Source organism: Cryobacterium sp. Hh7 (assembly GCF_004403155.1).
Lineage (GTDB): Bacteria > Actinomycetota > Actinomycetes > Actinomycetales > Microbacteriaceae > Cryobacterium > Cryobacterium levicorallinum.
The window spans coordinates 20,535-33,726 of sequence record NZ_SOHG01000008.1; the positions used below are offsets into that span (position 1 = coordinate 20,535).

Annotated in this window: 14 protein-coding genes; 3 read left to right on the top strand and 11 right to left on the bottom strand. The window is 61.8% G+C overall.

Going from position 1 to position 13,192, the window contains the following annotated elements; genetic code table 11:
- Positions 1 to 23: 23 nt before the first annotated feature.
- The 7 genes from E3T43_RS00840 to E3T43_RS00870 all read right to left on the bottom strand — a co-directional run bounded on the left by E3T43_RS00840 (position 24) and on the right by E3T43_RS00870 (position 6,525).
- Positions 24 to 827 carry an IclR family transcriptional regulator gene (locus E3T43_RS00840; protein WP_134470960.1) on the bottom strand — a complete coding sequence of 268 codons (804 nt, stop codon included), beginning with the start codon at positions 825 to 827 and terminating at the stop codon, positions 24 to 26.
- Positions 828 to 901: 74 nt separating this feature from the next.
- On the bottom strand, positions 902 to 1,441 hold the full coding sequence (locus tag E3T43_RS00845) for a 3-phenylpropionate/cinnamic acid dioxygenase subunit beta (RefSeq protein ID WP_134470961.1): 540 nt from the start codon (positions 1,439 to 1,441) through the stop codon (positions 902 to 904).
- On the bottom strand, positions 1,438 to 2,949 hold the full coding sequence (locus E3T43_RS00850; RefSeq protein ID WP_134470962.1) for an aromatic ring-hydroxylating dioxygenase subunit alpha: 1,512 nt from the start codon (positions 2,947 to 2,949) through the stop codon (positions 1,438 to 1,440). Before E3T43_RS00850 ends, E3T43_RS00845 begins: the two co-directional genes overlap by 4 nt.
- 43 nt (positions 2,950 to 2,992) lie before the next feature.
- Entirely contained in the window at positions 2,993 to 4,240 is a 1,248-nt protein-coding gene (locus E3T43_RS00855) for an NAD(P)/FAD-dependent oxidoreductase (RefSeq protein WP_134470963.1), read from the bottom strand.
- Positions 4,233 to 4,433: a ferredoxin gene (locus tag E3T43_RS00860; protein ID WP_134470964.1), complete on the bottom strand. Its 201-nt coding sequence runs from the start codon at positions 4,431 to 4,433 to the stop codon at positions 4,233 to 4,235. Before E3T43_RS00860 ends, E3T43_RS00855 begins: the two co-directional genes overlap by 8 nt.
- A gap of 152 nt (positions 4,434 to 4,585) precedes the next feature.
- Positions 4,586 to 5,332, bottom strand: a complete 747-nt coding sequence (locus E3T43_RS00865) for a FadR/GntR family transcriptional regulator (RefSeq protein WP_134470965.1) — start codon at positions 5,330 to 5,332, stop codon at positions 4,586 to 4,588.
- 2 nt (positions 5,333 to 5,334) lie between these two features.
- Positions 5,335 to 6,525, bottom strand: coding sequence for an MFS transporter (locus E3T43_RS00870; protein WP_134470966.1), 1,191 nt, complete (start codon positions 6,523 to 6,525; stop codon positions 5,335 to 5,337).
- Positions 6,526 to 6,798: 273 nt separating this feature from the next.
- On the opposite strand from E3T43_RS00870, the gene E3T43_RS00875 reads away from it, so the two are divergent.
- A complete protein-coding gene (locus E3T43_RS00875) occupies positions 6,799 to 7,272 on the top strand; it encodes a hypothetical protein (RefSeq protein ID WP_134470967.1) in 474 nt (157 codons plus the stop codon).
- 78 nt (positions 7,273 to 7,350) lie between these two features.
- Here E3T43_RS00875 and E3T43_RS00880 read toward each other — a convergent pair whose 3' ends face one another.
- The 3 genes from E3T43_RS00880 to E3T43_RS00890 are packed head-to-tail and all read right to left on the bottom strand — an operon-like array spanning position 7,351 to position 10,437.
- The gene (locus E3T43_RS00880; RefSeq protein WP_134470968.1) at positions 7,351 to 8,364 is read right to left on the bottom strand and encodes a tripartite tricarboxylate transporter substrate binding protein; all 1,014 of its coding nucleotides are present in this window, start codon (positions 8,362 to 8,364) and stop codon (positions 7,351 to 7,353) included.
- A gap of 58 nt (positions 8,365 to 8,422) precedes the next feature.
- Positions 8,423 to 8,974 carry a tripartite tricarboxylate transporter TctB family protein gene (locus E3T43_RS00885; protein ID WP_134470969.1) on the bottom strand — a complete coding sequence of 184 codons (552 nt, stop codon included), beginning with the start codon at positions 8,972 to 8,974 and terminating at the stop codon, positions 8,423 to 8,425.
- Positions 8,971 to 10,437: a tripartite tricarboxylate transporter permease gene (locus E3T43_RS00890; protein WP_241978752.1), complete on the bottom strand. Its 1,467-nt coding sequence runs from the start codon at positions 10,435 to 10,437 to the stop codon at positions 8,971 to 8,973. Before E3T43_RS00890 ends, E3T43_RS00885 begins: the two co-directional genes overlap by 4 nt.
- A 257-nt stretch (positions 10,438 to 10,694) precedes the next feature.
- Here E3T43_RS00890 and E3T43_RS00895 point away from each other — a divergent pair, with 257 nt between their 5' ends.
- Both E3T43_RS00895 and E3T43_RS00900 read left to right on the top strand, forming a co-directional pair.
- The gene (locus E3T43_RS00895) at positions 10,695 to 11,588 is read left to right on the top strand and encodes an NAD(P)-dependent oxidoreductase (RefSeq protein WP_134470971.1); all 894 of its coding nucleotides are present in this window, start codon (positions 10,695 to 10,697) and stop codon (positions 11,586 to 11,588) included.
- Positions 11,588 to 12,307, top strand: a complete 720-nt coding sequence (locus E3T43_RS00900; protein WP_134470975.1) for a class II aldolase/adducin family protein — start codon at positions 11,588 to 11,590, stop codon at positions 12,305 to 12,307. Before E3T43_RS00895 ends, E3T43_RS00900 begins: the two co-directional genes overlap by 1 nt.
- 242 nt (positions 12,308 to 12,549) lie before the next feature.
- Here E3T43_RS00900 and E3T43_RS00905 read toward each other — a convergent pair whose 3' ends face one another.
- A complete protein-coding gene (locus tag E3T43_RS00905) occupies positions 12,550 to 12,951 on the bottom strand; it encodes a prevent-host-death protein (RefSeq protein ID WP_134470972.1) in 402 nt (133 codons plus the stop codon).
- Positions 12,952 to 13,192 lie beyond the last annotated feature (241 nt).

Below are 13,192 nucleotides of genomic sequence, written 5' to 3' on the forward strand. Positions count from 1 at the left end.
GCGAATGGAGGGTGGTGCTGCGGCTACGACTGCGGCACAGTCCGCAACACCGCTTCAAGTTTCGCTGCGGCCGCATGCAGCTGCCGAGCTACGTGCACCTGGTCACGTTGGTACATCCGTGAAGTTGGCCCAACCGCATTGATCGCTGCAACCGTCTGGTCGTTCTGGTCACGGACCGTCGTGGCCATCGAAGCGACATCATCGGGCCGGAAGTTGAGCGCGTAGCCCCGCTGGCGAATTTCCTCAAGCTCAACGCGAAGCGCCGGCACATCGACTCCTTCGGCCTCGAGCTCGGCGAGGATCACTTCGAGTCGCTCATCGGGAAGGTCGGCAAGCAAAGCCCGCCCCGTGGCGCTGGTATGCGCCGGCGTGACCTGGCCGGTACGGTCGGTCACCCGGAGCGCGTTCGCGCCCTCGGCACCAATGAGATATCGGACGTTCTTACCCTCGAGTTGCGCAAGATGCACCGTTTCGTTGAGCAACGCCGCCAGGTCGGCCAGGATCGGCCGCGCGTGCACTCTGATGTCCATTCCGCGCACAGCAGCTAGGCCAAGGTCGACGAATACCGGGCCAGCCACGTACGTTCGATGACCTTCGATTTGGCGGACGAAGTCATACGACTGGAGCATGGCCAGCAGCCGGTGTGCAGTTGAGGTGGAAACGCCGAGAGACTTCGAGACGTCAGAAAGACGCAGCCGGGGTTCATCCCGAAACATCAGCAGCAACCGCAGGGCATTCCCAACCGATGAAATCGGATACACCGGCCGCTTTTCAGCATTCACGATTGGTCTCTCTGCCGCGTCGGCATGCTCCTCAACGACCATCATTGCCACCCTTCCCTGCTAAGCATACGGCGGCCAAACTCTTGCCGCCGCGTGGCTCCTGGGTGATACTTCTGGTTTCACAGGAACACAGACAGGTTCTTCGACAACAACACCGTCTGGTCGAGCAGCAGGTGTCGCTTGACGATCTGCCATCCATCGTCCGTTCGCCGCACGACATCCGTACGGCGCCCCACATAGAAATCGGTCTCGTCGGCCACCCGGTTTCTGTACACGAGGAACCGGCTGGAGAGCTTTACCTCCGGCATCGTCACCTCTTCAATCCGCAGATTGGTGACCAGGTGGGACACCCGAGACACGGGCTCCTCCGCCCAGTGCACGCCGGTTGCGAGTTGCAAAACTCGGAGCTCGACCGTCGACTTGGGTTCGTCGAACCAGCACACCTCAGAGCCGACCTTTGTCTCCCCGCGCGTATCCGCGTCGGCGAACTCGACGTTCATGCGAAGCGGGACGCTGTAGTGGTAGTCGTCAGCGAGGAGATCAAGCCATTCCTCGTAGCGACGCTCGTCCAGGAGGTTTGCCTCGTGGAAAAGGAAGTCCGAGATCTCCTGCAAAAGGAACCAACGGTCCGGCCCCTTCGTGTAGTCACGCTCGTTCATCGCACGCTCTCGCTTTCGTTCGCGGAGGCTGCGGCTGCGGCTGCGTCCTCTCGCCGGATGATCGCTTCGATCCTGTCGTCGGATCGGGCGAGGTCCGTCAGCTCTTCCCAACTGAGGTTGTCGACGAACTCTGCCCAGCGCCGGTAGAAGGCCCGAGCGTTCACCTCACCAGAGATCGCGTGGTTCGAATGGACCGCTCGGTCCAGTTCTGAAAGCTGCTCCGTGCCGAGGCCCTGCTGGTAGTTGTACGGGTACCGCTGTGCCACGACGCCCTTCGACGCCTGGGTCGCATAGTCCCAGTTCTCCATGTCATCCTGCTCGGTCATCCCTCCCGGTCCGGCGTAACGCATGTAGTACTGGCGCAGCCACTCCTTCACATACTGTGGCGCGCGTTTATCGGCTAGGAACCACCGCCAGACCTCGGTTTCGGTCGCGCTAATGGGGTGAGCTACCAGGATGCTGCGAGGGAAGCCCGCAGCAAACGACATGTTCGGGAAGAGAGTTGCCGGCCCGCGTCCGCCCAAACGCCGCCCCTCTGCATCGAGGCGCTTCTTGCGCACCTCCCACGCATTGTCAAAATACTCGTTCATCTCCGGCTCGACGAACTCCGGGTACGGGATTTCGTAGGCGATGTTGTCGCTTGCACCGTGTCCGTTTCGGAACGACGTCTTCGTTCGCCCCATCGAGTGTCCGCCCTGATCCTGACGCTCGCCGTGGCGGCGTTGGCCGCGGCCACCCGGGCCGATGCCGACTGCCTCAACCGAGGCGTGCGTCGATGCACCGTGGTAGGTGTCACCCAAGAAGTTCTCTGACACGAACTTCCAGTTCGACTTGATGCGCCATTTAAGTACGCCGTGGAACACCTCCGTGTCACCAGGCGTGCCATCGAACGCATCCGCGAGGTTGTCGAGCCACCAGTGGAAGTCGCCGGCGTAGTCGAGAAACTCCTCGGCATTCTCGTCCCAGTTCGCGAAGACCAGACCCTTGTAGTTGTAGACCTTCGGACAGCGCACCAGGCCCCAGTTGGGCTTGTCGAGCTTTCCGTTATAGGCAGCCTTCATATGGGGCACGCCGAAGAGGTCCCCCGGCACGTTGACCAAGCTCCCGTCCATCGAATAGGACCATGCGTGGTATGGGCAGGTGAACTGAGTCGTATTGCCCTCGTCGTAGCGGCACACCTTCATGCCGCGGTGCCGACATGAGTTCAGCAGCACATAGAGTTCGCCGTCGACATCGCGCGTCAATAGGACGGGGTCGGTGCCCATCCACGAGGAGAAATAGTCACCCGGGTCTGCGACCTGAGTCTCGTGGCCCACGAAGAGCCAGGCTCGAGGAAAGAGGTTATGCATCTCCATGTCGAAAATCTCATTGCTCATGAACACTTCGCGGCTGATCACGCCGTTGTCGACGTCAACCAGATCGCGGGCGAGCGTGGTGACGACGGGTTCCGGGGCAGCCTCCACGGACGGTCGCGGATCAGAAGTCGATCCAAGGTTTGCAGCGGCCATCTTCGGCCCTCACTTTCTAGTAGGTTCGGCGTCAGTGTTCTTCTTAGGCAGCGGCGCGCGTGCCCGCTGCGAGGTCTTCGAGAGTGACAATCATTTCTTCGGTGGACGGGTCGAGGGGCATCAGGCGTCGCGCAGCGACCATGCCTCGAGGCCACCCGAAAGTCACAACGGCCCCGCAGTCGTTGTCGTCGCCGTGCGTATAAATCGCGACATGACGTTCGACCGCGCCTGGGAGGGTGAGCAGATCGACGTGTGCTTTCGGGTCGGGATGCCCGACAACCTGAATCTTCTGACCCAGCTGATCCGTCCAGAAGTACGGGGCCTCCCGGTACCCCTTCGGGTCCTTGGGGCTGAGCAGGTTGTGTGCCACGACTGTCGCTTGATCTGCCGCGTTAGTCCAGTGACACGCTCTGCGGGGTTGGGCGGAGTTGACGTCATAGAACCGAGCGACGTCTCCAAGCGCATAGACGCGTGGTGCCCCCACAACTCGGCATCGGGCGTCCGTGAGCACGCCGTCGTCGAGACGAACCCCGGATCCGGTGAGCCATTCGGTATTGGGGCTCGACCCAAGGCCGGCTATCAAGATGTCTGCATGGAGCTCATACCCGCTGTCGAGTGTGAGCTGCGCTCCGCGCGCGCCGCGGACTATAGAGCTGATTCGCGAGTTGCCGCGGAGCTCGATGCCGCTCTCGGTGTGCATCCGCGAGATCCGGGCACCAACAGCAGCCCCAAGCGCCCCTTCGAGAAGGTGCGTCCTGCGGTGAACGACAGTCACTTCGAGGCCCAACTCGCGAGCAACGGATGCCGCTTCGGCAGCAACGTAGCCGCTCCCGACAACGACAACATGACCGCCAGATGCCAGCTCGTGCCGAAGCTCATCGGCATCAGCAATGTTGCCGATCACGTGGCCGATTGCGTGACCGTCGCTGTCGGTGAGCGCCTTCGGGCTCAGTCCGGTCGCGATCACGAGCCCGTCATAACCCACCTCACGACCGTCAGCGACGGTGACCGATTGCGCCTTTGCGTTTAGGGCAACCGCGGCGAAAGGGATAACCTCAGCGCCGACGCTCGCCCAGCCGCCCGGAATGAGCCGGATGCCATCGCGCGTGATTTCGCCTTTGAGGTAGGCCTTCGACAGCGGCGGCCGATCGTACGCATCGCCGAGCTGCGGCTCGATCACCACCAGCTCCCCGGCGAACCCTGCTTCCCGGAGCGCCTGGCAGGTGCGCGCTCCCGCCACTGACCCTCCAACGACCACCACTCGCTGCAGCTCGTTAGCCGTGCTACTCATTCGCGTCAACCAAGAGCAGCGCGTTCACAGGGCAGCTTCGGATTCCGGCCTGCACGGTAGCGAGTTCGCCGTCCTCGACCGTGTCTCGCGTCACAATGACGATGCCCTCGTCGTCGAGGTCGAGATGGTCTGGGTCGATGGCGACGCAGTTGCCATAGCTTTGGCAGAGGTGCCGTGTTGCTTCAATCCTCATCGATTACTCCTCAGTCCGTGCGCGTACTCTCCAGCGGCAAGGGGCGATTTGTCTCAACGCTGAGCTGGAATGCTCTAATGGTAATGCCATTTAGCGTGTGCGTCCAGTTGAATCATGAAGTACCGAAAGGCGCCGTCGGATTGTGGGCGAAACTAGGCGACGCGCGCCGCGGTGCGGCCAAGATGCTCGCGGAGAATAGCGTCCGCGCCTACGACGTCTCGACGCGCCACAGCATCGAGGAGTCGCTGGTGCTCATCCACCCCACTCGCATCTGAGTGTGCCGCGGCGTGCAGCGAACGCAGGATCGGGACCTCGAAGGAGGCTAGAAGCATCGTGACGGCTGGATTCTGTGCGGCCGCGCAAAGGCGAAGGTGGAATTCGAACGACCTGCGGGTGTCGAAATTTCCCCGTGCGCGCGCCTCCTGCTCGTAAGCGCACATTGCCCGGAGGTCCACGAGATCCTGCTCGGTCGCCCGCTCGCAGACGAGCGGCAGCGCCCCGAGCTCAATGATTGCGCGGGCTTCTGTGACCTCCGCTGCAGTAAGGGCCGAAAGACTCAGCAGGTCACTGATTCCCGACTGAACAACGTCGACAGATGGAACCGTTACGACCGCGCCACCTTGCACGCCCAACTTCACTGTTATTAGGCCGTTTGCCTCAAGCATGCGAAGCGCCTCTCGAAGCGTCACGCGGCTAACCCCCAACCGCCCGCACAGATCGCGCTCGGCCGGCAGCCGCTCACCAACAGCGATCGCTCCAGACTGAATAAGAGCACGAAGGCGATTTGCCACAAGCTGCGACGAGCGCTGCGCCTCAACCGGGGCAAAGATGTCGACAACCGTTTCGTCGAGCCGTTTTGCTTCGGTTAGAGGTGAGGTGGCTTCACTCGGAGTCTTCACCGTTAATCCCTTTTGCCCGGTCGGTTTGCACGACGAAATACCGCTGCTGCCGGCGCCGCCACAAGTATACCCGCGAGCCCCGTCGCGATTGCAGCGGTCGGAAGCAGCAACACCAGCCCCGCCGCGGCAAGCGGCGAAGCGAGTAGCGCAACTGAGCGGAAGGCTCCGATGGCCGCGATAGCGGACCCGCGCTCCTCCGCGCCAACGGAGTCTGCGGCGAGTGCCGGGCCGATAGTCTGCAGAATTCCTGCTCCAGCACCGGAGATTACGAGCCCACAGATGACGACAGCCAGCGTCGCCGGAAAGAAGGCGGCCGTCGCCAACCCGAGCCCAGCCGCAAGAATCGCGATGGCGCTAACTGCCCGTTGCCCGAGCTCCATTACACGCGTTGATCCTGCGCTGCCACCAAGGGCCGCTAGATTCGCCACCGTCACGAGGGCTCCGACGGATGCGACCGAGTGGCCTGCGGCGGTCAGAATGACGGGGAGATAGGAGTTCAGAATGCCTCGCCAGGCACCCGCGCAAGCGGTCATATTGGCAGCGGTACCGACTCCAGGGCGCAGCCAGATTCTGTTTTCTCGACGCCGCCCAGGCCGTTTTGCTGGCGCGAACGGGTCGAATCGGGTTAAGAGACAGGCCGGGACCGTGGCGAATGCCGCGAGCCCGCCAGCTGCGAGGAGCGCGACTTCTAGCGACCAAACGCCAATGAGGCCGGCCAGGGCCGGGCCGACGAGTTGCCCTACTCCCTGAACCACGTTGAGGCGCGCGAGCGCCGAGACGGCTGAGTCGGCCGTTCGCACAACGTGCGTCTGACTTCCGGTCCAGAAGTAGGCTCGCGCGGCCCCCTGGAGGAGCTGGGAGATGATGAACGCCCAAAACGCGTCACTGCTTGCGAGCAAGACGCAGGACGCTGCGAGCAGGATAGTCGCCGTCACCACAAAGACGCGCGTGGGCAGGAGTGTCATAAGGCGGCCAAGCCCGAGACGGGCCGCAGTCTGGGAGATTGCGGACACGGCAACTATTACTCCGATGATTTCGATTCCGTGCCCCGCAGTGATTGCGAGCAGCGGAACGATAACGGCGGCCATTGCCTGCGCCACAGAGAATGCGAAGTTCGCGATTTGCACGGCAAGGGTGTCGCTGCGCCAGCCGTCAGCATGCTCTAACTGATTCGCGCCCGGAATTCGTGCCATCCGTGCTCCCCCTATCGAATAGAACTAATGGTAGGGCCATTTGCGCAGATCCGGCGTACTGTCGAATGGACGGTTCGAACGACGAGCGCAGGGAAGGAATTTGCGATGGGCACAATTCGAGGCGCACGTTCGAATCACTGGGAGTTCATGTGGGACCAAACCCCCTGCGCAACCGCTGCGGGCTTCGCCCAAGATATAGAGCTGCTCCAGGGCGTGTCTCGCGGCCTTCGGCAGTCAACCCTAAGGCTTTGGCAAAGTGCCGAATCAGGCATCGTGCGCGCCGGTGCCCGCGTCTCTGAACCACCTGGTGGCGACGTACTCGCGCACAGGCTCACGCCAGGAGCCGAATGGACGGTTGCGGAGAAGGAAACCATCCTGTGGTCGATCGTGTCTATCCGCGGGTTCAGCTACGACAGCATCCCGGACCTCATCTGCGAATGGCCGCTCACAGCGCTACGTCTCATTGGCCTGCAGGCGAGCGCCAGCGACGACGGCTCGCTCCGCACGCCCCTCGGCACGGTCGGACACTGGGGCTTAGCTATTCGTGGCGACGCCTCGCTGGTTCAAGGCGTAATCAACTACGCCGCTCCGACAGGAAGCGGCGGGTGGCACCCCGATTCGGAGAACGTGCGCAGCCAGTCTGGGCTACCCCTGCCGTTAGTGCTCGACCGATTCTCGCGAACGGCGAAGACCCTGTACCGTGCTCTCGAATCCCCGCTCGATCAGGGCGAGGCCCAGCACGCTTGATTGCAGCGCGCAATAACACGTCGACCTACAAGGAGGGGCACCGATTGTCCGGTGCCCCTCCTTGGCGCAGCGTGTCGCTTATCCCGAGTAAGCCTTCTTGATGAGCTCAACGTACGCCTTGGGCGATCCCATAACGCCGCTGACAAGCTTCTGCATGTCTGCACCGCCCATGAAGCTGATCGGACGGCCAGACTCTGCCGCGGACTTCTGGAACGCTTCGTCTGTCACTGCCGCCTCAAAGGCGTCACGAAGCAGTTTGAGCATGCCCTCGTCCATGCCCGGGGGCGCTGCAATGATTCGCCCGCTCGAGACGAGCGCGGAGTGCAGGGTCGCGAGCTCCTTCGAGCCCGACGGGACCACATCGATCAGGTTCGGCACGTTTGCGATTTCTGATTCACCGGAGTTCGTACCGATCACCAGAACGGGAACCAGGTCGCCTGCTTTGATACCCGGCAACTGGCTACCCAGTGACCTCGAGTGCAGGTCAACGTTCTTCTGGATCACGTTCAGGCTGGCCTCGTTACTCGACGCGAACCCGGTAATCACCTCGCTGTCGAGACCGAGCAGCTCGTTCAGCACCACGGCGTCGATGTACTCATTCGACCCCGGCCCGGTCGCCGCAAAGCGCTTGCCGGCCATATCATCGGCGGTCTCGATCTCGCCGCCGCCGTTTGTTACGACGACATCCGGCTCGGAGCTGATCTGGCCGATGTAACTCATCTTCTCAGCGTCATAGAGGACGCCGTCGGCCTCCGCAATGGCAGATCCGAGGTGACCGGGCCCGTTGAGAAGTGCAATGGTGAGACCATCCGGCTTCGAGTTGACGACCTCGTTCGTCGCGAGGATGCCGCCGGCGCCGGGCCTGTTTTCCACAATTACCGTCGCCCCAAGCTCCTCGCCAAGCAGGGGAGCAAGCATCCGCGCATACGCGTCGTAACCCCCGCCCGGATCGAAGGGGACCACAAGGGAGATCGTCTGACCCTCGAGCGAGGCCCCCGCGTCGGGGGTATCGCCCGACGCAGCATTCGAGGAACATCCGGCGAGCACTGCCACCGTGATCAGTGCCGCGATACCCATTCCAACTTTTTGCATGAGTTACCTTTCGTTTGTCTCCCCGCGGTCGCCTACGACCGCGGGTCCTCCGTGGGAGCTAGGTGAGGCCGAGCAAGCCGCCGGGGAGCGGGAGCTTCAGCAACGTCGAGAAAATTAGGAAAGTGATGCCCGCCAGGAGCGCGGCGTAGACGCTAGCGAAGAACCAAGAGCGCGACGCCTGAATCTTCAGGTATGCCACGGTAAAGACGGCCATCGCCACGTAGATCCCCGCAAAGGAAAGGGCGACATAGAAGCCGCCGAGCCAGGCTACAGCAACGATCCAGTCTCGGTTCGTGAGGCTGCGGAAGAACTCATACTCTTGGTCCGCCATCGAGCGGGCTTCCTCGGGCATGTTCGTTTTCGGTGCTTCAGCCGATCGCGGAAAGAACAGCACCCGCACGAGGAAGGTGCCCGAGGCAGCAGCCCCAAGCGCACTCACTCCAAGTGGAAAGTATGCGGCAAGCGGCTTCCATTCGGTGGCCATGATCATGGCCGCAAGGAACATGATGAGGAGAAACGCCGTAATAATCAGATCAGACTTATTCACCCGCGCCCAGCGCCCCGGGGCGGCGCGAATCGCTGAGATCGCTGAGATCGCTTCCGTGCTCATACCAAACCTCCAGTAAGTTGACCGACCTTACGAGCTGCGCGCTTCTTCCGCGCGACGCGGATGGCCGTCAGTAGGATCATCGCGCCGATTGCAACCTCGACAAGCACCACACCAGGGCGCGAGAGCCAATCCCATTCGAAGAGTGCGTAGCTGACCATGAAGTAGCGCTCGAGCAGCTCGCCGAGAACAAGCCCGAGCAGAAGAGGAATCCGCGGCCACTTGAAACGCGCCGCCACCACACCGATTGCGAGGAACGCCAACATCACCCAGATGTCCTCGACGGCGTTCTTGTAGGAGAAGGCGCCGATCGTGAGCATGGCGATCAGGAACGGCACCAGGAGTTTGCCAGAGACCGAGGTCAGCTTGGCGAGCGGCCGGATAAGAAGAGCTCCCAACACAACGGCGACGAGCGTGCTGAGCACGATGATCCATACCAGCGAGAGCGTTACATCGAGTTGCTCGGTCAACATCTCTGGGCCGGGATTGAGCCCGAGGATCAAGAACGCTCCGAGCAACACGGCCATGCTCGCGCTGCCAGGAATACCGAACGCGATCGTCGGAACGAGCGCGCCGCCGTCCTTTGCTGCGGTGGTTGAACCTGCCGCGATAACGCCTTCTATCGAGCCGTTGCCGAATTCTTCAGGGTGCTTCGAAGTCTGCTTCGCGTGGCCGTAGGCGACAAACTGCGACACCGACCCCCCGAGCCCTGGAAGAATCCCGAGACCAGCACCAATAGCGGAAGTGCGCAGCATCAGCCACCAGTTGCGGAAACTGTCTTTGACACCCACCATGATCCCACCCAGGTGCGGCGGCGCCGTCTGCTTCGGACCGCTGCCCTTTTCAAGCATGGTCTGGAGCACCTCAGCACCACCGAGGAGCCCGACAACGACAGGGACGATGCCGATGCCCTCCCAGAGATGCAGATTGTCAAAGGTATACCGAGGGATGCCGAGGTTCGGATCGATTCCGACGAGGGCAATCAGAACGCCGACAGCCGCCATGATCACGCCCTTGTGGATGCTCCCGGCCGAAAGGGCCGCGATGAAGGTCAGGCCAAGGAGGCCAGCCGCGAACAACTCAGGGGCACTGATGCCCAGCATGAGCGGGCGCATGACGGGAATAAGAGCCATGAGAACGAGGGCTCCAAAGATTGCCCCGACTGCCGAGCTTGACAGGGAGGCACCGAGCGCCCGCCCGGCTTGCCCCTTCTTATTCATCGGATAACCGTCGAGCACCATCGCCGCGGACGTTGGCTCACCGGGAATTCCGAACAGAATTGAGGTGAAGTCCCCCGCAATAGCGCAGACGACGTACATGCCGAGCAGGAGCGAGAATGCCGGGACAGGATCCATCCCGTAGGTGACGGGGATCAACAGCGCCAAGGTTACCGCGCCGCCAAGACCAGGGAGGATGCCGACAAAGAAGCCGATCACCACGCCGATCAGCAGCATGAGCAGCGACATCGGGGTTAACGCTTGAGCTAAGCCTGCTCCTATCGCTTCGAGCACAAAGAGCTCCCCTCCGGCTTCTTCGCCAGTTCAGTAGTGGTGCGACAGGGAACATCCCGGTCATCTTGCAGAATATATATCTTCTATACGGATACTAGTTGTGAGCAGAAAAGACTGTCAAGCATTGATTGAGGCACTGCAACCCTTCTGAGGCTATTGCTGTACAGAAATCCTTTCTGTAGGGTGGGATGAATCGAGGCTGGAAGGGAATCATGACTATTAATTACGTGGGAGTTGTCGGGCTCGGCGGCATGGGCAAGGCCCTCAGCGAGTCACTTGTCGCTGCAGAGCACGCGGTCACCGTATGGGACCGCCACACGGATCGTGTCGCCACCACCGCCATGATCGGCGCTTCTCCCTCTGTGAGCCCGCGCCAACTCGCCAGCCAAAGCGAGGTCATTTTCCTCGCATTACCGCACGCGGCAGCAGTGCGCGAGGTGCTCTACGCCGAGCCGGACGGTCTGCTTGCAGGAGTTAAGGATGATGCCCTGATCATCGACATGACGACCGGAGACCCGACGCTCGCCGCTGAGGTCGCGGAACGCGTGGCCGCGCTCAACAGGGGCGTGCGATATGTCGATGCGCCGGTATCGGGAAAAGCCCCCCAACTCACTGTGATGATCGGCGGTGCCGCAGGCGTGCTCGGCGAGGCGGAAGCTGTTGTCCAAGACATCGCCAAGCAGGTTCTCTACGCGGGTCGACTTGGCGAGGGATTCGCTGTCAAGCTCATCCACCAGCACGTTAAGTATGCAACGCACCTGGCCGTCTCCGAGGCGCTGCTGCTTGCATCCAAACTGAACCTGGATATGCCGACCGTCATCGAGGCACTTCGGCACTCGACCGGAGTCAACGGCGGCCAGCAGGGCGCCATCGAGTTCTATGAGTCGAACACTCGCGCAATGGCAAAGCGCGCGCCGTCGACCACCATCAAGAAGGATCTCGACATGGCGCTCGCGCTCGCTGACGAGGTTGGCATGACGAGCTCCACCTTGTCAGCAACGGCGGCATTCTTTACCGCTGCTGTTGAGCGAGATTACCAGGCCCGCCCGTACCCCGAGGCCTCGGCCCTGCTCGAAGAGCTCACTATGAAAGACGGAGCACTGTGATGGGCCTAGATAATCCCCAGCGGCGACTTCTTGCCGAGGCCTGCCGAATTCTCGCGCACGCCGGCTTGGCCGAAGACATCCTCGGTCATGTAAGCCTGCGCACGAGCGAAGGGCTCGCCGTCCGCTGTCGCGGCAGCTCTGAGTCAGGCCTCCTGTTCACCACCGAGAAGGACATTCACGAGATTTCGTCCACGCCCCTGGACCCTGCTTACAACGCCCCCAATGAGTTGCCGATTCACTCCGAGGTGCTCCGATCCCGGCCCGACATCAACTCCGTCGTCCACGTGCATGCTCCCTACCTCGTCGCGGCAGATCTCGCCAACATCGTGATTCGACCGGTCGTCGGAGCCTTCAACATACCTGCGATGCGGATGGCCGCCGACAGCATCCCCGTGTATGGCCGAAGCGTTCTCGTCAATAGTGCAGAACTTGGGCAAGAGATGGCCGCCGCCCTGGGGAATGCACCCGCGCTCATTCTGCGCGGTCACGGCATCGTCACCGTCGGCTCGACGGTGCAGGAGGCAGTCGTGCGGGCACTGAATATCGAGAGACTCGCGAAGTTGCTGGTTCGAGCGAGCGCACTCGGCACGGTTTCGTACGAGGTACCCCGAGAGGACCAGGAGCTGATGCCTGACCTGGGCGGTACATTCAATGACACCTTCGTGTGGCAGCATCAGCTTGCCCGGCTTCGCCATGCGGGGCTCCAGCTCTCCGCCTAATGAAATCGCAGAATGGTTCCCTGCGCTGCCGCATGAGTGAATGTGAACCTGCCCCGATTTTCTGTAGCTTTGCTCCTGCGAATTGCCGCCCTCTCCGTCCCGCAACGTGGCCGACGACGGTCAATAGTGCCCGGTCAGAACAAGCGGGTCTCCCTCGATCGACATCGGAGCAGGGAATGCGGTCGTATTAAGCGCGCCCAGCACGGCTGTCTTTCCATCCACTGAAAGTGTTGGTCGCTTTCTCAACTCACCGGAGGCTGCTCACCGCCGCGCTCAAGCCATTCGACAAGCTGCTCATCCGTGGACAACGTGATGAGCTGAATAAGACCCCAGTTGCCGGAATGATTTGACGCGAACCCCAAACGGTCCTCCCAAGCGTCGGCATACTCCCGAAGAGAAAGCACAAGGTCCGCGAGGGCCCCGTCCGCGTCAATGCCCTCGGACACGAAAGGACGGCCCTCCATTCGTGCCGTTGTGCGGTCGCTGTCATCCCCGCTGAGACGTAACCGCGGCGAGACGACACGAAAAAGATGTGTTCGGAGCAACTCCGCCGACATGACCACGGAAACGAGTCCGCCGCGTTGCATCGTCACCGTCTGGCCACGAGCGGACGCGTCCAGCACCTCCTTGAGGTGTGTGCGCACCTCCGTGAAGGTGCCGTAATCGGGGACGAGGGGCGTTGGAATCTCTCATTCGGTCTGGCCGCCCGTATAGGCGTCAGATTTAGGGTACCGCGTGCACCGCCGGGTTCAACCGTCGACCGTGGCTGACCTCGCGCCCCACTCCGGTTGCGTCCCCCTGAGTGGTGTAGTTCCCCGCCTCGGGGCGTTGGATTAGCAACGTAAGAAACCATCGTGCGATGGTCAGTGAGTACCGATCAAAGAA